This window comes from Pseudoalteromonas piratica (assembly GCF_000788395.1).
GTDB lineage: Bacteria > Pseudomonadota > Gammaproteobacteria > Enterobacterales > Alteromonadaceae > Pseudoalteromonas > Pseudoalteromonas piratica.
In genome coordinates this window covers 2,083,049-2,101,343 of the sequence record NZ_CP009888.1, presented here as the reverse complement: position 1 = coordinate 2,101,343, position 18,295 = coordinate 2,083,049, and the positions used below count along the sequence as shown (strand labels likewise).

Sequence of the window (18,295 nt, the reverse complement as noted above, 5' to 3'; positions counted from 1 at the left end):
TTATAATACAGCAAACTTAATTACAAATAATATTGATAGAATCCAAACACTAATACTTACTTCGTCGGCACGATTACACATCACTTTTACTGCTGTATAAGCAATAAAACCGAGCGCAATACCATGCGCGATAGAAAATGTTAGTGGTGTCATTAATAGTACAACAGCAACCGGCACAGCTTCTGTCATATCATCCCAATCAATCAGTTTTAAATTTTGTAGCATCAATACAGCAACATATAAAATTGCTCCAGCTGTTGCATAAGCCGGAACCATTGCTGCAAGTGGCGCAAAAAATAGCATTAGTAAAAAGCATAAGCCTACTACAACCGCGGTTAATCCCGTTTTGCCACCAACCGAAACACCCGCAACAGACTCAATGTAAGAGGTCGTGGTTGAAGTACCAAGTGTGGCACCCGCAATTGTTGCACAGCTGTCAGCGCTCAGTGCACGGCCCATACGCGGAATATTGCCCTTCTCATCTGAAAAACCGGCTTTTTGTGAAACCGCCACTAGCGTGCCGGAAGTATCGAATAGATCCACGAAAAGAAACGCAAAAATAACACTTAACATGGACAGTTCAAGCGCACTTGCAAAGTCTAACTCCATCCATGTCGGTGCCAGAGATGGTGGCATTGATACAATCCCATTATATTCCACTAACCCAAGTGATAATGCGATTGCAGTCACACCTAAAATACTAAACAACACGCCGCTTTTAATATCTCGATATAACAGCGCTGCGATAAAGAAAAAGCTAATAATCGCAAGTAACGGACCTGCTTGTGAAATATCGCCAAGCTGCACTAAGGTTGCAGGACTTGCCACAATAATTCCTGAATTTTTAAGGGCAATCAGTGCTAAGAAGGCACCAATACCTGTGGCAATTGCTCGTTTTAGCACTAATGGAATGGCATTGATAATCCATTCTCTAACCTTAAAGAGGCTTAACAGTAAAAATATAATGCCTGAAAAGAACACCGCCGCTAGCGCACTTTGCCAGCTATAGCCCATACCAAGCACCACACCATAGGTGAAAAACGCATTTAACCCCATACCCGGAGCAAGTGCGATTGGATAATTTGCCCAAAAGCCCATAATAAAACAGCCAATCGCGGCAGCTAAGCAAGTGGCAACAAATGCTGCGCCTTGGTCAATACCTGCTTCGGCAAGCATAGCAGGATTAACAAATACTATGTAAACCATAGTGACAAATGTGGTGATCCCAGCGATCACTTCACGTTTAACCGAACTGCCTTGTTGGTTTATTTTAAAAAGTTTTTCGAACATGATTTAGCTACTGTGTCTTAAGGGGAACGTGATCATACCAGTGACACACAAATAATTAAATTTTTAAGTCATTGAGCGATCAAATTAACTGAAAAATACAAAAGCTTCTAAACTAAATAAATGAACATATGTAAAGAGGCATCATGGAAAACACAAATCAACAATTAGAAATTGACTCATTAACCATCGAAGAAGTTGAGCAACTCATACTCTCAACATTATTGGCAATCAAAAAAGAACTAAGCCAAAAAAATACCAGATTGGAAATGAAAGACCCAGAACGCTTATTTGCAACTTCAGTGACCATGTCAAAAGCAAAAAATGATGTTGGAGCGGCAAAATACATGCGTTTTGCTGCGCTGCAAGGCCACGTAAAAGCGCAATTTTACTTAGGAATGATGTTCGCTAAAGGCGCAGGCCTGCCACAGAGCGTTTACCATGCTTATACTTGGTTATGTCTTGCTGAAAGCCAAGGGTCTATTGAAGCAGTAGAAGCCATTGGTAAATTACAGCCACTTTTGCAAGCTAAACAAGTTACGGACGCTAAAAAGCAAGCTGCTGATTTATATGAATATATTCATGACAATCAACTGCAAAGTGAAAAAATTGTGTAAAAAATAACAAATAATGCTTGAAACGAATTACTGTATAAACTACTGTATATAAAAATCTACTGTATATTTAAACAGGTATCGTTATGTTACAAGCTCAACACCTTTCAACACCACACACACAGCAAAGTGATGAACGTGCGACCAACAAACTAAGCGTTATTAATGTGCAAGATGACATTCAAGAAACGATGGCATTGATCGAAATCTTGCAAAAACATACCTGTGAGAATAAATGGACGTTACTCTTAGCGCCTGATGCGGTGCCAAGTAAATCGCTATTAGAAAGTTTATCGATTGACCACAGCAAGTTGCTCATCATTCGAAAGCGCCACTTAATCAATATTGAATATGTTGTCACTTCCGCATTGAAAAATGGTAATTTTGGCGCCGTGATTTCTTGGACAAATATGTTAGACGAAGTGACCTTGAGTGGACTTGCAGCCAACCAAAATCAATTTAATGGTTATTTTTATCACTTTTCAGCGAGTAAAGGGATAACTGCAAACATCAATATTTGTTAACATACACTTTTAATTTTTGATTAGAACCTATGTGCCATTGCGGAAATTCTCAAACGTTTGAAACATGTTGCTCTCCCATTATTAGTGGAGAAATAAAAGCTAAAAATGCTGAACAACTGATGCGCTCACGTTACAGTGCTTATTGCGAAAAAAATAGCGAATATATTCATAATACCTACGCTAACAGTAAACGTGCTGCTAACAGTGTTCGCGAAATTGCTGCATTTGCTGAGTTAGCAGATTTTATAGGCTTGACTGTATACCGCTTTGAAGAAAGCGATAACACTGCAATTGTGCATTTTAAAGCGGATTATCTTTGTGATGGCTACTACTGCCAATTAGAAGAAACTTCAAATTTTACTTTAGAAGATGGTGAATGGCGCTACTTAGATGGTACCCTCACTCCGCACACAGAACAAAAGATAGGGCGTAACGACAAATGCCCATGCGGTAGCGAAAAAAAGTTCAAAAAATGCCATGCGGCTTAGTATTTAAATACACGATTGAAAACATATCTCTGAAATGGCGATCACCTTGGTCGCTATTTTTTATTGAGCGCCCTATATTTTCTAAACATGCATGCTAGATAACAGTTTTTGCCTTACTTATTCGCTTTATTAAGCAACTGATGCGAAGTTATAGTCTTGGCTTTTCTCAATACTATTATAAAAACTATTCACATCCATTTGGTTATTCATTAAAGCCAAATTCTTTTCAATGATGATCTTTTTCTGTGTAGCTGGCGGGCAATTATCAATAACAGCTGGTGGAATATATTTCGTATTGTTTTTAACAGTGTAGGGCTCAGGGTTAAGGCACTCATTTAGTTGAATTGCTGATAACCCTTGTTCAAGCAACATTTTACAGTTATCTGAACCAATTAGGCCATTAAATGGCTCTGCTGCAAAGGGCTTTTTTGGTCCCGCAGCTATTTTAGCAAGTTGCAATAACGGATCTTGCGGGGGCTGTTTATCACTTTTTGGTAACTTAAATTGTGAAAAGTCAGTTGCGTCATGACTTAGCATGGCAAGTAAAAATGCAAAATCACTTTGACGATTAGTAGCAACACTATGAGAAAGTTGTTCGCCTAATTGCGTTTCATGTGTGATGATTTGTTCGATTTGCATTTTAAATAATCAATTTGTTTAATAACAAAGCTGTTATCGACAAAAAGTGAAAAAACTTTAGTTTTAACCTTTACTTAATTTTTTAGTTTGTTAATATTCGCCTCGTTCTCGTGGAGGGGTTCCCGAGCGGCCAAAGGGATCAGACTGTAAATCTGACGGCATTGCCTTCGATGGTTCGAATCCGTCCCCCTCCACCACTTCTCTTTTTGTTCCAAATTCCAAATTCCAAATTCCAAATTCCAAATTCCAAATTCCAAATTCCAAATTCCAAATTCCAAATTCCAAATTCCAAATTCCAAATTCCAAATTCCAAATTCCAAATTCCAAGCAAAATAGTTTCACTATTTAACTAGTCAAGTTTGTTTTTAAATGGTGAGAGTAGAACTTGCCTATATGAAATGGGTACTAAGACTTGGTTGAAATTTGATAGTTGTGATTGGTTTTCGAGCAGTTAAACAGTAATTTATAAAAAACACTTTACAGCGTGATAAAGCTTCTCTAATATTGCGCCTACTTCAGTGGAGGGGTTCCCGAGCGGCCAAAGGGATCAGACTGTAAATCTGACGGCATTGCCTTCGATGGTTCGAATCCGTCCCCCTCCACCACTTTCTTTCTGAAGTTTCATATCTTAAATATATCTAGTTCAAAGCCTTTGTTTTTCAACCATTTCTCTGCATTTAAATAGTCCGGATAAATTCTTTTCACAATTTGCCAAAAGCGCTTACTGTGATCCATCACTTGCAAATGTGCCACTTCATGAGCAACTACATAATCAATCACCCATAACGGCGCACTGGCTAATTGCAAATTAAACTGCAATCGTCCTTTTGAATCACATGACCCCCAGCGACTGCGAATGTGTTTTACACTCACTTTTGAAAAACTGACTCCTAATTTATTTGCCATGTGGCTTGCCTGGATTTCACAGTATTGAGTTAATCGCGTGCTGACAACTGACATTAACAGTTTAAGTTGCTTTTCTTGAGTGTGCTTGACCCGCTTAGACGTGTAAATCTGTATTATTGCATCATCAATAATAACCTCAGATTTTATCGCATGTTGCTCAAATCTAAGCGCATATGTTTGCCCTAATAAAACATAGTTCTGTTGCTGCAAAATAGAGTTAGCAACAGGCCTGTTTTGCTGATTTCTTAAATGTTTTTCAATCCAAACTTGCTTTGTAGAAAGCCAGTCTTCAACCACGTTAATTGGCAAGTAATAAGGTGCATATACCATTACTTGATTAAATTTGATTTTGATTGCGAGCGTTTTTCTTTTTTTACTACGTTTTAACTGATATTTGATCAACATTATTTTCTATTATGTTTAAATTGCTATAGTTATAACTACCTTGCGCTAAAACGAATATAAATGACCCAAATAAGCGAACACCCATTAAAGGACAAATCAATTCTGATCATTGATGATCAGAAATCATTTCAGAAATTACTCAAAGGAATGTTATTACAACTGGGTGCTAACAATATTGTATTTTATGACTCGGGTGAAGCGGCACTTAACAAAATTGATAAAAACTCCGTGGATATTGTCTTTATCGACTATAACCTTGGTCAAGGTAGAAATGGCAAACAATTCCTTGAAGAGCTGAAATATTTAAACAAACTATCTCGTCATAGTATTTCGATTCTTGTGACTGGAGAAAGTACACGGTCAGTTGTGCTTTCAGTACTTGAGATTGAGCCTGATGATTATCTAATAAAACCTTTCTCAACGGGCATGCTTAAAAAGCGGCTTAGTAAATTATCAGCGAGAAAAAAATTATTCTATGATGCGAATCAAGCCATAGAAGACAAACAATTAGCTGTTGCTGTTGAAAAATTTTTAGCACTAGCAGAACAGCATCCTCGTACTTCCCAGTTCTGCTTCAAACGAGCGTGCCAATTATATTTTGAGTTAGAAGAACATCAAAAGGCGTATGATCTACTCAGTCAAATACTTGAAAAAGCAAGGCCTACATGGGCACTTACATACTTGGCTCAAGCTTCGTTACTGTTAAAAAATTACGACGGTGCCATTCGCATATGTGATGAATTACTCGGTCAAAATCGATTTAATATTGATGCTCTCGATATTAAAGCAATTTGTCTCAATAAACTAAATCAGGGTAAGGAATCTCTATTTTTAATCGAGCAAAGCTGTAATATTTCACCACACTCATTTGCTAGACAGCGTAAATTTAGTGATATTGCACACGCTAATAATGACTATAATGCCTTTGTAAAAGCCCAAAATACCTTACTTTTAATGTCTCAGGGTACTGCATTTGCCCATATTGATTATCAATTAAATTATATTCGCGCCATATTCAATCAATTAGAAGCCGCAAATTCACAACAGGAAAGGTCTGAGTTAACCAATCAGATTAAATCTTCGCTCAAAAACGCACAAAGTGACTCAACAGTAGTTGAACAACAAACACTTTTTGATGAGTTTAAAACATTTTGTAAAGCACGTATGAGTGTTAGCGAAGGTGATTTTTTAGAGGCTAAAAAATTAATTGCACCACTGACTTCAGAACAATCTTTAAGCCACTCAGTACTTCCAGACTCGATTATCACCTTATTAGATCTGGGTGAATTTGATGATGCCAAAGCGCAGCTAGATAAATATCAATCTTCCAACCAACATAATAGCCAAATATTATCTCAATTAGCGCAACGTAACGCGTCATTAGCAGATAAACAAAGTCAGTTCGAACAATACAATAACCAAGGTATTGAACTCTACAAAAAGGGGAATTTCCAAGACGCTATCGTACAGTTTGAAATGGCACTTAAAATCGCCCCTATGAATACCGGCAGTGCGTTAAATTTGCTTCAGGCTTTATTGCAGCTACTTCCACGTGCAAACAAATCTGCTGACGTAATCTTAGAAAAATGCCAATACAATTTTACCCTTGTTGATGGCATGGCACTACCACCACAGCACGCTAAGCGACTTGAAGATCTTAAGTTTGAATACAACAAGTTAGCTAAGCTCTATAAGCAATAAAATTAGCAAAATAGAATCAAAGTGCTAGGCTTAAGTTATCTTAACTAGGTTGAATTTAAGCTATGAGTCATGCACCTAAATGCCAGTACAAATCGCCTGAAAATGAGCAATGCTCTGAGCTTGATATGGGGGGGGGTTATTGTTTTTGGCATGATCAAAAGTATGATAAAAGCGGCCTAGCATTAACAGAAAAACTTGAACGTTACGCGCAACGTGGCGGTTTGCTTAAAGGGCTTCAACTAAAACGCGCGGATCTAACCGGGCTGAACCTGGTGAATCATAATGGTCCACATTTTGATTTATCCTATAGCAACTTTTATCGCGCTAATATGCAAAATGCGCATCTTTATAATACATCCATTCGCAACGCTTCTTTAATGAAAGCCGATTTACGTGATGCTAATTTGCACTGTGCCAAATTAGAGGGGACCAATTTACTTGGTGTTAAATTAGTCGGTGCTCGTATTGATAATATGAAGCTTGGTCACACCCTACTTCAAGAAGATCTTGCTCGTAAAGCCGAAAAACAAAAGGACAGCGAAAAGGCTCTTGACTATTTTGAACAGTCTGAAGAAATATATCGTGACCTAAGAAACGCAGCTGAAAACCAAGGGTTATTGGAAGTGTCGGGCAAGTTTAATCATAAAGTGCTGATTATGCGCCGGCATCAATACCCTAAATGGTCACGCCATCGTTTTGCATCAAAATTTTTTGATGTGTTATGCGGCTATGGCGAGAGACCAGTCAACGTAATTTTCTTTTCGATGATGCTGATCTTACTGTGTGCCTTTGGTTACTTTATGTTTGGCGTTAATTTCAACGGTGAGACAATTCAGTTTAGCGCGACACAAAATACAAAAACAAATTTAATGGCACTTGTTAACAGCTTGTATTTCAGTGTTGTTACCTTCACCACGCTTGGCTATGGGGACATCACCCCACTCGGCTATTCGCGTTTAATTGCGGCTTTTGAAGCCTTTTGCGGTAGCTTTTCATTAGCCTTGTTCGTGGTTGTTTTTGTCAAAAAGATGACAAGATAACATTAACTCACATTGCCAATAATAAACAACATCATGAACACCATCGACAGCAATCTGAAGAAGAACAACTGCCCTTTTAAACTTCTTACTTGCTTGTTAGTTTTAAATACTTTCAGTTCAAGTGCTTTACAATATTCTCGACTAATCATCATAGGATCCTCATAGTATTGGGTTAAGCCCTATAACCACAGCCCAATTGGGCATGCTTACTAAGATACATGCATAATTGTGACCAAGTTTTACCGCTCACTACTATTTTCGTTCCATAACCTTGTGTCTTCACTAAACGTGCGTATTTAATTCCATTGTCAATCTTGGTAATACCTATACCTTAATTTCATTATCGGCAACACTGTTTGAAAATTAAGCATTATTATTGGCTTGAAATCGCTCAAACAAACCGGAATAACGCGATACGGTTTTCGCCATTGCTTTTTCCAATCCACCAGCGAGTGACAACAACTCAAATGTGGACTTAGCACGGGTAATGCCAGTGTAAACCAACTGCCGATTAACTACCGGAGAATTTGCCGGTAATACCATAGCAACGTCATTAAATTCAGAGCCTTGCGATTTATGAATGGTCATAGCGTAGACAATATCAAACTGGGGTAAACGGGTTGTAGAAATCAGCCTTTCCGCTCCTTGGTCATCAATGAAACTTGCCATTAATCGACCATTCTCGTCTTGGATTATTATGCCTATATCACCGTTAAATAAGTTTAATTGGTAGTTGTTTTCACTCACCATAATCGGCATGCCAATATAAAATGCACCTGTTCGCTTAATGAGGTTATTGTTAATTAACTGCTTTTCAATTTTAGCATTCAATTCATTGGTGCCGTAGGGACCAACACGTGTGGCACACAGTATTTGATAAGTCGAAAATGCATTATGAATCTCAGTAATGGACGCCCCTTGATTTATCGCAGATAAATATACGGCATAATTATTCGCTGCACGTTCGACAAAGGCTTTAAAACCCTTCTCTAATGCGTTGAACTGTAAGTCACTATGATTAGCCGAATAGACTTGGTGTAACGCATTAATATCATTACTATTAACTGCTTTTGCTAAGCGGCCAATACCACTGTCGGATTTGAATCGGTGGCTTACTTGTAAAAAGGCCAAATTATCATTAAGTAAATAACCACTTTCTTGTGCAGCATGAAAAGAGGTATCAAATAACTGCGCAAGCGCTTTTGCTGTTGTTGCTGTGTAATGATGATCCACGCCTAACATCAATGGCTTACACAAATCAGACAAAACGTTACCAGTATCAACTGACGACAACTGATCTTTATCCCCTAATAAAATCACTCGGGCATGATCAGGTAGTGCATCAAATAGTTTAGCCAGCATCGCCAAATCAACCATAGATGCTTCATCTAAGATAACTAAATCAACATCTAATGGGTTTTGTTTGTTATGACGAAATTTAGTTGATAAATGGATCACGCCCAATAAACGATGAAGTGTTTGAGCGGTATCTGGAATATGCTTTGCAATTTGCGAATCAATCTTCAAAAACTGTTTCGCATTAGCAATTGATTCGCTTAATCTAGCTGCCGCTTTGCCTGTTGGCGCCACTAATTGCACTTTTAGAGGTACCTTGCTGTAGAGTGACTGCAAAATTGCTAATAGTTTGGTAACTGTGGTTGTCTTACCTGTGCCCGGCCCGCCTGAAATAATACAAAAGCGTTTAAGGCACGCTACAGCGCACGCCACTTTTTGCCAATCAATGTCGTTTGTTGGCTCAAAATAGCGTGCTAGTAAATTTTTTAATTGTTCAGTATCTAAATTAGTTTCTAACGCATTGCGCGAAGTAATCGCATTAACAAACACCTTTTCATAATCGTCATAGCGAGCAAAATAAAGGTTGTCGTTATAGAAACGCAAAGGCTTGTTGTCGCCCACAGCCATATGCGATGTCAGTAACTTTGTAAAATCATCTTGTAATGAAAAAGGGGTTTCTTTCTTGCCATGGGCTGTATGAATTAAACCAAATGGATCATTCCTATCGATACTAGAAAGTGGCAGACACGAATGCTGTGCTCTTATTGCGCGGCTTAATAGCAACACCAAATAAAATACGGGAGAATCTGCCTCTGGTACTAATATTTCAGCTAGTTGAATATCAAACGCATCGATTTTGTCATGTTCAATAAGTAACTTACGCATTAAATGTCCCCTTATCGAATAAACTATCGAGCGCTAACACTTGTTCGACACTGGGCGCATTGTAATAAACACCTTGTCCTGATGGCATACCGCGCATAAACAAATAAAAACTGCCGCCCAAATGGGTGTGAATATCATAATTACGAATGCGGCTTTTTAATAAACGGTGCAGTGCAACGGTATACAGTAAATATTGTAAATGGTAGTGGTGGGAACTCATGACACTTTCCATATTATCTTGGTTGTAATCATCCCCACTCTCACCTAGGTAATTGGATTTATAATCGAGAACATAATAGCGGCCGTCATAACAGAAAATTAAATCGATAAAGCCTTTTAACATGCCGCTGATGGTTGCCTGAGTGAGTGGCGTAAAGTGATCGCGGCTTTGTGCTAACAGAATCTCGTTAAGCTTATTAGTTACCAATGTTTTCACTGGCAGCATAAACTCCATTTCAATTAAACACTGCGCCATATCAAGTTCGCTCATCGAAATTGACAGTGGAGTTAATGGAGCTTTCAGCAAATTAACCATCCAGTTTTCAACTACACTTTGCCATTCACTCTCAATTTGATAAGCCAACAGCTGTTTTTCAACGACTTCACTAATAGGTAACTTTTGTTTAAACACCGGTGAGTTAGGAGCATTAAAATCAATTTCTTCCATAATAGCGTGTAAGCAACTACCTGCATTCGCCCCTTTCGGAAAACTAAATTCGTTTTGCACAAGATTATTTGCAGCCGCTTGCCAATCAAGCAAATGCATTTCATCACTGGCACCTTGTTTATAATCAAACGCTTCGCTATCACCATGACTTACCTTTGTAAGTGAAGAGAAGCTGGTTAATCGCCACTGATTAGGCACAGCGTGTTTTTTTTGTTTAACTAAGCACTCAGTATCGTCGGTGCTCTCTAAGGTATAAACCTCAGCTGTTTCAGGCTCAGAGTAACAACTTGCAGTTAATCCAGAATGCTCAGCACAAAAACTGCTGAGCTGTGCAAACCAATCATGGCCAGTATCGATATCATCTTTATCAAACAACAGGTGTCCAAGCGGGGTTTTGCTAATACCAGGGTTTTTACTTCGGCCGTCTTTACAGTTATAAAGTCCCACTACTAAGTAGTGAACAGCACGCGTAAGTGCTACGTAGAGCAAACGCAAATCTTCAGCAAGGCTTTCTTTATTGGCAATAGCTTTTGCATTTTCTGATGGGCTTAAATCATAAATAAGTGTGCCATTTTCATCGTGGTAAACCGCTTCGCTGTTTTCTCTAAAGCTAGCGACAAACGGCATATAAACCACAGGGTATTCAAGGCCTTTTGAACCATGCATCGTCACAATATTAACCAGTTGCTGGTCGGTTTCTAAGCGAAGCTGCGATCCTTCTGCGGCAAATTTAGTAATTTGATCATGCAGCCAATGTAATAAACGATGATAGCTATTCAATGACAACTGTTTTTGCTGTAGTAACTCACCTAAGTGGCGAATATCAGTGAGTAAGCGCGCGACGTCCCAGCCTTTTTGTTGCCAGCGGCTCGGCAGTGCGTTTTGCTCAACCAATGACTCAATAACCGCCATCACGCCTTTTTGCTGCAGCAGTAATTTAAGTGCAGCAAAGGTATCTAAGGTGTCTTCCCACGCTTTGGTATTTTGCGTAAGTTGATGCACATCTGCATAGTTAAGCGCAAAAAGCGGCCCAACTAACACGCCACGAAAAGTTGCTTCATTGTAGGGTGCAAGTAACGCAGACAAAAACGTTAATAAATGACTTGCTAAGGGCGTTTCAAACACACTGTCACGAGAGAGAAACACACTGGCAACACCTAGTTTTTGCAGCGCCGTTTTGATCATATTTGCTTGGTTTCTATCACGCACCAGTACCGCAATATCACTGGCTTTAAGTGGTGTTTTTTCTATTACGGCACGTTTATCTTTTCCAGCTATCAGTAACGATGAAATTTGGGATGCGCAAATGGCGGCGAGTTGATTATCCCCCGTACCTTTAGCAATCGTGTTTTCCAATTCATCAAGTACACAAAAATGAATGCCTGATTTGCCTTTACCATCAACAAATAAACCGTCTTCTTCACTTTTGCCAAAGGCATTTACCTTGGCAAAAGGAATGTCTTTATTGAAAATAAAGCTATCTTCTTTCAGCGAGAAAATACTATTAACACCATCAACAATCTGCTTGGAAGAACGATAGTTGGTATCAAGCGTATAATGGCTATCAATGGGGACTTGGTGCTTAGCATCAATGTAGGTAAATATGTCAGCACCACGAAAGCCATAAATAGCTTGTTTCGGGTCGCCAATCATAATTAGTGCATTGTCTTTGTCTGACACGCTGCTATTGCGTAAATAGATATTGGCAAAAATGCCATATTGTATTGGATCAGTATCTTGGAATTCGTCAATTAACGCCACTGGGTACTGCGCTAAAATAGCATTGGCCAGTTCCCCGCTTTTGTTACTTTCAAGTGCTTGGCTTAAGTTCTTTAGCAAGTCATCAGGGTTAATCAATTGATGCTTTTGCTTTTCGCTTAAAAGCCAATCGACTAAGTAATGATAGGCACTAATTAAAATTGAAACAGGCAACGCAGCTTCGGCTTTTTCTTTAAGCGCGCTTAATTCGTCAAACTCTGTCGCAAGCGTATGAGTAACAGGTATTTTATCTTTTAAATAATTGCCTTTATCGGCAAATGCTTGCTCACCCCAAATTTCAAAGGAGCGTTTAGAAGCACCTTCAAAGATAACCTCATCACTTTCACAATAGGCCTTTAATAAACCCAAGTTTTTACTGCTCGCAATTGGTTTAGACTTTTTAAACGGCGTATTTTCAATAAAACCAATAAATTCTTGGGCTAACACTTTGCTTTTTAAGTTTTTAGCTTTTTCATGTAATTGGGTTTGCAACAATAATGCATCATCAAAGCTGTATTGCGGGGTAATTTCGATGCCTGTGCGACTGAGCAAACCAAACAAGTTTTTTAGAATGATATCTGGGGATGCAAAACAGTTGGTGACGGCTGCGTAGCTTTGTTTATTGAGTGGAAATACAAACTGACGCCAGAAATCTTTAATCGCCGTTTCAAGCAACTCACTTTGATCCATAATGAACTGCAAGTTAAACGCCATACCCGATTCAAACGCATGTTGCTTTAGCATGCGTTGGCAAAAGCCGTGAATGGTAAATATTGCTGCATCATCAAGGGATTTAACAGCACTATCAATGCGATAAAACGCGCTGTGGTGGTCGTCAATCAATTCAAACAGCTGGTTAACCACCTCGTCTTTTGTGTCTTTACCCAGCAGTTTATCGCGCAGAGTAATTAAGCGTTGGCGCACCCGGTCTTTAATTTCAGCGGTGGCGGCCTCGGTAAACGTCACAACCAGAATTTCTTCGATGCTAAGCGGCGTTTGTTTTTCACCGTCTTTGCTAAAGCCCAGTAACAAGCGTAAATAAAGTGCAGTAATGGTGTAAGTTTTACCTGTACCCGCACTTGCTTCTATTAAGTTCGCGCCACACAGTGGCATTGCCATTGGATTAAGCTTTTGCATATTTATGCTCCGTGATAATGGCATCGATTGGTGCAAGGTAAGTTTCTGTTAATGCGATAAATTCATCTGCCACACTCGCAAGCGTGGAGAAATCGAGTGAAATGTAGGGGTCACTTACCTCGTTGCGGCCAACAAACGGCGTACCAGAAAATACCGCTTCAGCTGAAGCAAGCTCTCGCTTTTGTAAATAACTAAAGCCGGCATTAGCGAAAAACGGTAACGGACGCGTGAAGATTTGTTTAAACAGCACTACCCACTTTTCTAATAGCGCATACGCTTCTTGCTGTGTTAATTGTTGGTATTCCAAATAACCATTTAACGATAAAAACAAGGTGGTATTCACATTACCTGATGCACAGCCTGCAAGGTGATACAAATACCCTGCTATTTTATCTTTCGCTTTTAATACACCTGTTGGCCGATAGAGGTATTGATTGGCAAGGGATACTGATTTTAATGTGCCATTAAGCTCTAGTTGATCGAATGCTATGTTTACACGGATTAGTTCGTTCTCTTGCGCTTTATGAGTTATTACTTGATGTCGTTTCAATTCAGATAAGAGTGGCGTTACTACATTAACCATACTATCGAGTGCTAGTTCTGCGCCTGCTCCTTGGGGTAAATCACCTCGGGCAATAAAGGCATCAAGGTTCGGTGTATTTTCAAGGTAATCTTGTTCAATTATTTCTTGATAATAGCGATAGCGTGTTAAGCCATCTAACACAAAGGTTTCATCATCTTGATTGTTATATTGATAATCACCTAAACGAGCACCTATGGTATGGCGATAAAAGGATTGCTGAGGTGTAAGCAATTGCTGAATAAACATAGCAAGGTCAACTTGCGTATCTAATTCAGGTGAAAGCGGTTCGCAATCCATATTGCTCAATTGTTCTTTAGGTAACCAAATCGGGTTATAGCTTTGTATTGTTGAAGCTTGATAATAAGCAGGGTTAAACGGCTGCAAGTAATGATTCACCGTGAGTGAGTCTAAAAGTTCATTTTCTGCATGCGAAAATACGCGCGCTAAATAATCCGTAAGCTCGCTCACCAACACACTCGGGAGACGTTCTGAGTTATCAACGCACGAATTGCCCATATAACTTAGGTACACATGGTCGCGCGCACTTAATAACGCCTCAAGGAAGAGATAACGGTCGTCCATTTTACGTGAACGGTCACCTTTTTGTGGTTTACTGTGTTGCAATAAATCAAAGCCGAGCGGCTGCACACTGCGCGGGTAATCACCATCATTAAGTCCTAAAATACACACCACTTTAAATGGTACAGCGCGCATTGGCATTAAAGTACAAAAATTAACTTGCCCCATAAAAAAGCGCTGACCAACACCTTTTTGCATTAGCTGTTGCTTCAAATTGTGTACCATTAAGGTTTGAGAAACCTGACCACTATGATCGCCATTGTCGAAATGCATTAGCATTTTCTCTAATGCTTTTTGAATAAAGCTTAAATCATTACTTTGACTGGCGTCAGTTGCATAAAAGCGCATCGCCAATTGCTGTAACTGTGCTACTTTCTCAGCTAAATTCCCGCTAACTTTAAGTGCGCTTTGCGTGTCTTCTAGGGCATCGAAAAAGTGAATAAGCTTTGCCAGCGTTTCCACTGCCATGCCTTCAACTTCATCAGCAGCATAAAGCGTATTAAATTCGGTGGTTTCATCTTTCATCGCAAAGCCAAGTACTAAACGAGAAAGCCCTTGTCGCCAACTGTTAATATCGATTTGGGGTTGGTTAAATTCACCTTTATGCTGACCATCAATACCCCAACGAATATTCACTTGTTCTAACCAATAGCTAATTTGATTAAGCTCTTCACTGGTAATGTCGAATTTTGCTGATATTTCGTCAACTTGTAATAAGTCGAGAATATCAGAAACATAAAAACGGCATGACCCCAAGTCGGCAAGCTTGATAAAGCTGTTCACAATCGGTTTTTCTTGTTCCACGCCTAAATCGGATATTGCAAACGGGATATAACGATTGTCTTTGGCACTGCCAAACACCGCTTCAATATAAGGGCTGTATTGCCCAGAATCTGGCATCATCACAATAATATCACGCGGTGTCAGATCGGGGTTTTGATCAAATAAGTTGAGTAGATGATCGTGCAAAGCCTCAACTTCACGCAGTGCATTATGACAACGTGCAAACATCAATGACGGTAACTGTGAGTTTTCACTAAACGGCAGTTTACCCTCATCTGAAACAAACCAGGTTGGATCGCTGGCCAATGGTACGCCTTTAAAGGCTAATTCAAAAATCTCTTGCTGTAATTTTCCGAGCAAATTATCTTCAAATTTTTCAATATACAAATCTGTCCACTGTGCATCGAGTTCTACTAATTGCTCTAAATATTCTCGCCCTAACTTACCCCAGGAGGCTAACAGTGGATTACCAACAATATAGTAATCTTCGCCCTCAGCATCGATACTCGGCTTTACTTCATAATTGGCAATGATTTTTGCTTTGGTTTTTTCATCAACCACATCGCCCCAATAATGTTTACTTGGGTTGCACAAATAAATATATACATCAATGTGCTTTGCCAATGCTTCAAATACTTCCAGTTGTTGGCTTGGAATTGCAGAAAGCCCAAAAATATATAAATTTTCATGGCTAAGTGAAACCGGCTTAGTTGAAAGAGCACTGATTAATTCTTGATGCAAATTAGCTCGGTGATACGGGTTTTGCCCCAAAGTTTGAGTGTGTTCAACTAATTTACGCCAAAGAATTGGCTGCCAAGGTGCAATGGATATATCGACATCAGCTAATTCATCATTCCCTTGTTGCCAACTTTCTAACCACTGTGGGCGATACATTAAATATTGGTCAAACGCATCGGCAATTTTTTCACATAATCCAAATAAGCGCGTGTCACTATCAAGTGCCGTTTTAGTCTCAATTAAATACTGCTTTAACAGAGAGAATTCCGTTTGTTCTAAACAATTTGGTAAAATGTTAAACAGCTTCCACGCCATATTATTTTTATTAAATGACGAATCTTCCGGTACATCAGGCAGTAAATTTTGGTACAAACGCCAGATATAACTGGATGGCAATACATAATCAATTTGCGCAGTCACACCATGTTGCTCGGCAATCAGTACTTTCAACCACTGTGCCATCCCCGGAGATTGCACTAGCACTTGCTCTTGGTCAAAAATGCTGGGATTGGGACTGTGCAGTAACGACTGGGATAAATGAAGCTGAAGCGCTTCCATACGATTTGATTGAATAATATGCAGCATTTTTAGAACAAACTAACTAATTGGTTTACCTTATATTAATTTAAATAAATGCGGCTGACTATGAAAGAGTAAAAAGCTAACGTGCCGCCATTCTTTTTGTTAGACTAAATGCATTTACACACCCATAAATAATTTAGGTGAACAATGAAAGTAATCAGTTTTAATATAAACGGCTTGCGTGCCCGTTTACACCAACTGCAAGCCGTAATTGATAAACATCAACCTGATGTTATCGGCTTACAAGAAATAAAAGTACATGATGAAGCCTTTCCGGTTGCTGATGTGGAAGCAATGGGTTATCACGTGGCCTACCATGGCCAAAAAGCACATTATGGTGTTGCCGTATTAACCAAGCAGGCGCCTATTGCCATTGAAAAAGGTTTTCCAACTGATACCGATGAATCGCAAAAACGTATGATTATCGCAACGGTAGCGGATAAAAATGGTAACCCAGTTAAAATCTTAAACGGTTACTTTCCGCAAGGGGATAATATTGCCCATGAAACTAAATTCCCATATAAGCGTCAATTTTATGCTGACTTAATGACTTACCTAGATGATCATGATCCAAATGAACAGATTATCGTAATGGGTGATATTAATATCTCACCAATTGATTTAGATATTGGTATTGGCGAGCCAAACAAAAAACGTTGGCTTAAAACCGGTAAATGTTCATTCCAACCAGAAGAGCGTGAATGGTTAGCGCGTTTATTAGATTGGGGATTAGTGGATACCTTTAGAGCGTTAACACCTGATGCCACTGAAAAATATTCGTGGTTTGATTATCGTTCGAAGGGCTTTGACGATAACCGCGGCCTGCGGATTGATGTTGTGCTGGCAACCAAAGGGCTTGCTGAAAAGTGTGTCGAGTCAGATATTGATTACGAACTACGCGGCATTGAAAAACCATCGGATCATGCACCAATCTGGGCGACATTCGATATTTAAGTGACTTAACCTTAGGTATGCTTTGTGGAATTTGATTTAGCTGAATTAACATGTTTACTGTTATTTGCTATTGCGCTGATTAAATCGCTCGACACTAAAACACGCCGCATTTTATTTAGCAATCAAGTTGTTCAGCGAAGTGTACTTGCCATCAGTTTAATGCTGGTGGGGTTTTGGTCTTTAAAGGCTGGGCTTTATCCTGGCCTTGATATTCATGTTTTGGCACTAACCGGCGTAACGCTTACACTTGGCCCTCGCCTCTCGATAATTGCCGCGGCACTTAGCCATAGTTTACAACTGGGTCTTGGTTTAGTGCCTATTGAGCAAATAGGCAGCTATGCCCTGCTCACTTCCTTAGCACCAATCTTATTTAGTTATGCGCTCTTTTTGCTGTGCTATCAGTATGTTACTCGCCATTTATTTGTTTATATTTTTGTAAATAGCTTTTTAGGGGCAGGCCTTACCGCCATTTTTCATATTGTTTTAATGACTGGCTATCATTATTTCTCCGGTCATTATGATTGGCACACCCTATTTGATAACTACACGTTCTTGGCAAGCCTAATATGGTTTCCTGAAGCGACTATCAATGGCATGGCAATGACGGTACTGATAATTTACCGCCCGCATTGGGTAAGAACTTTTTACGATAACGAGTATTTGGCAAGATAAGTCTCTTTTTACAATAAAGAGAATTAACCAAGGCAATGTCTATTTTTCAATTGCACA

Annotated in this window: 14 protein-coding genes and 2 tRNA genes; 9 read left to right on the top strand and 7 right to left on the bottom strand. The window is 39.3% G+C overall.

The annotated features are described in order from the left end of the window. Complete coding sequence (locus OM33_RS09780) at window positions 1–1,290, bottom strand: NCS2 family permease (protein WP_199922439.1); 1,290 nt, start codon at window positions 1,288–1,290, stop codon at window positions 1–3. 143 nt (window positions 1,291–1,433) lie between these two features. On the opposite strand from OM33_RS09780, the gene OM33_RS22045 reads away from it, so the two are divergent. From OM33_RS22045 to OM33_RS09765, 3 genes are all read left to right on the top strand, one after another. Further along, window positions 1,434–1,904: a tetratricopeptide repeat protein gene (locus tag OM33_RS22045; RefSeq protein ID WP_052140965.1), complete on the top strand. Its 471-nt coding sequence runs from the start codon at window positions 1,434–1,436 to the stop codon at window positions 1,902–1,904. A gap of 83 nt (window positions 1,905–1,987) precedes the next feature. Continuing rightward, window positions 1,988–2,425, top strand: a complete 438-nt coding sequence (locus tag OM33_RS09770; protein ID WP_038641258.1) for a SulA-like leucine-rich domain-containing protein — start codon at window positions 1,988–1,990, stop codon at window positions 2,423–2,425. Window positions 2,426–2,454: 29 nt separating this feature from the next. Beyond that, window positions 2,455–2,913 (top strand): YchJ family protein, encoded by a 459-nt coding sequence (locus OM33_RS09765; RefSeq protein WP_081991044.1) that lies wholly within the window; start codon window positions 2,455–2,457, stop codon window positions 2,911–2,913. Window positions 2,914–3,042: 129 nt separating this feature from the next. Here OM33_RS09765 and OM33_RS09760 read toward each other — a convergent pair whose 3' ends face one another. Then, window positions 3,043–3,552 (bottom strand): VC2046/SO_2500 family protein, encoded by a 510-nt coding sequence (locus OM33_RS09760; RefSeq protein ID WP_038641254.1) that lies wholly within the window; start codon window positions 3,550–3,552, stop codon window positions 3,043–3,045. Between the two features lie 112 nt (window positions 3,553–3,664). Here OM33_RS09760 and OM33_RS09755 point away from each other — a divergent pair. Together OM33_RS09755 and OM33_RS09750 are read left to right on the top strand one after the other, a co-directional pair. After that, window positions 3,665–3,749, top strand: a tRNA-Tyr gene (locus OM33_RS09755). A gap of 323 nt (window positions 3,750–4,072) precedes the next feature. Next, a tRNA-Tyr gene (locus OM33_RS09750) sits at window positions 4,073–4,157 on the top strand. 16 nt (window positions 4,158–4,173) lie between these two features. Here OM33_RS09750 and OM33_RS09745 read toward each other — a convergent pair. Continuing rightward, window positions 4,174–4,863: a M48 family metallopeptidase gene (locus tag OM33_RS09745; RefSeq protein WP_038641252.1), complete on the bottom strand. Its 690-nt coding sequence runs from the start codon at window positions 4,861–4,863 to the stop codon at window positions 4,174–4,176. Between the two features lie 60 nt (window positions 4,864–4,923). Here OM33_RS09745 and OM33_RS09740 point away from each other — a divergent pair, with 60 nt between their 5' ends. Continuing rightward, complete coding sequence (locus OM33_RS09740; RefSeq protein ID WP_038641250.1) at window positions 4,924–6,564, top strand: response regulator; 1,641 nt, start codon at window positions 4,924–4,926, stop codon at window positions 6,562–6,564. Between the two features lie 62 nt (window positions 6,565–6,626). Next, window positions 6,627–7,604, top strand: coding sequence for a pentapeptide repeat-containing protein (locus OM33_RS09735; protein ID WP_038641249.1), 978 nt, complete (start codon window positions 6,627–6,629; stop codon window positions 7,602–7,604). 2 nt (window positions 7,605–7,606) lie between these two features. Here OM33_RS09735 and OM33_RS22550 read toward each other — a convergent pair whose 3' ends face one another. From OM33_RS22550 to recC, 4 genes are all read right to left on the bottom strand, one after another. After that, window positions 7,607–7,756, bottom strand: a complete 150-nt coding sequence (locus OM33_RS22550; protein WP_199922438.1) for a hypothetical protein — start codon at window positions 7,754–7,756, stop codon at window positions 7,607–7,609. 211 nt (window positions 7,757–7,967) lie between these two features. After that, window positions 7,968–9,785 carry an exodeoxyribonuclease V subunit alpha gene (gene recD / locus OM33_RS09730; RefSeq protein ID WP_052140964.1) on the bottom strand — a complete coding sequence of 606 codons (1,818 nt, stop codon included), beginning with the start codon at window positions 9,783–9,785 and terminating at the stop codon, window positions 7,968–7,970. Then, window positions 9,778–13,347, bottom strand: a complete 3,570-nt coding sequence (gene recB / locus OM33_RS09725) for an exodeoxyribonuclease V subunit beta (protein ID WP_038641245.1) — start codon at window positions 13,345–13,347, stop codon at window positions 9,778–9,780. The genes recD and recB overlap by 8 nt, the downstream gene beginning before the upstream one ends. Then, window positions 13,334–16,615, bottom strand: a complete 3,282-nt coding sequence (gene recC / locus OM33_RS09720) for an exodeoxyribonuclease V subunit gamma (protein ID WP_038641243.1) — start codon at window positions 16,613–16,615, stop codon at window positions 13,334–13,336. The genes recB and recC overlap by 14 nt, the downstream gene beginning before the upstream one ends. A gap of 144 nt (window positions 16,616–16,759) precedes the next feature. Between recC and xthA the strand changes: the two genes are divergently transcribed. Both xthA and OM33_RS09710 read left to right on the top strand, forming a co-directional pair. Then, on the top strand, window positions 16,760–17,566 hold the full coding sequence (gene xthA / locus OM33_RS09715; RefSeq protein ID WP_038641241.1) for an exodeoxyribonuclease III: 807 nt from the start codon (window positions 16,760–16,762) through the stop codon (window positions 17,564–17,566). A gap of 24 nt (window positions 17,567–17,590) precedes the next feature. Continuing rightward, the gene (locus OM33_RS09710) at window positions 17,591–18,238 is read left to right on the top strand and encodes an energy-coupling factor ABC transporter permease (RefSeq protein ID WP_038641239.1); all 648 of its coding nucleotides are present in this window, start codon (window positions 17,591–17,593) and stop codon (window positions 18,236–18,238) included. Window positions 18,239–18,295 lie beyond the last annotated feature (57 nt).

Excerpts from the sequence above, each read along its gene's own strand:
- OM33_RS09765 (WP_081991044.1), top strand. The coding sequence starts at position 2,455 with ATGTGCCATTGCGGAAATTCTCAAACGTTTGAAACATGTTGCTCTCCC.
- OM33_RS22045 (WP_052140965.1), top strand. The coding sequence starts at position 1,434 with ATGGAAAACACAAATCAACAATTAGAAATTGACTCATTAACCATCGAA.
- OM33_RS09780 (WP_199922439.1), bottom strand. The coding sequence starts at position 1,290 with ATGTTCGAAAAACTTTTTAAAATAAACCAACAAGGCAGTTCGGTTAAA.
- OM33_RS09740 (WP_038641250.1), top strand. The coding sequence starts at position 4,924 with ATGACCCAAATAAGCGAACACCCATTAAAGGACAAATCAATTCTGATC.
- OM33_RS09735 (WP_038641249.1), top strand. The coding sequence starts at position 6,627 with ATGAGTCATGCACCTAAATGCCAGTACAAATCGCCTGAAAATGAGCAA.
- xthA (WP_038641241.1), top strand. The coding sequence starts at position 16,760 with ATGAAAGTAATCAGTTTTAATATAAACGGCTTGCGTGCCCGTTTACAC.
- OM33_RS09770 (WP_038641258.1), top strand. The coding sequence starts at position 1,988 with ATGTTACAAGCTCAACACCTTTCAACACCACACACACAGCAAAGTGAT.
- OM33_RS22550 (WP_199922438.1), bottom strand. The coding sequence starts at position 7,756 with ATGATGATTAGTCGAGAATATTGTAAAGCACTTGAACTGAAAGTATTT.
- recC (WP_038641243.1), bottom strand. The coding sequence starts at position 16,615 with ATGCTGCATATTATTCAATCAAATCGTATGGAAGCGCTTCAGCTTCAT.
- OM33_RS09760 (WP_038641254.1), bottom strand. The coding sequence starts at position 3,552 with ATGCAAATCGAACAAATCATCACACATGAAACGCAATTAGGCGAACAA.
- recD (WP_052140964.1), bottom strand. The coding sequence starts at position 9,785 with ATGCGTAAGTTACTTATTGAACATGACAAAATCGATGCGTTTGATATT.
- OM33_RS09745 (WP_038641252.1), bottom strand. The coding sequence starts at position 4,863 with ATGTTGATCAAATATCAGTTAAAACGTAGTAAAAAAAGAAAAACGCTC.
- recB (WP_038641245.1), bottom strand. The coding sequence starts at position 13,347 with ATGCAAAAGCTTAATCCAATGGCAATGCCACTGTGTGGCGCGAACTTA.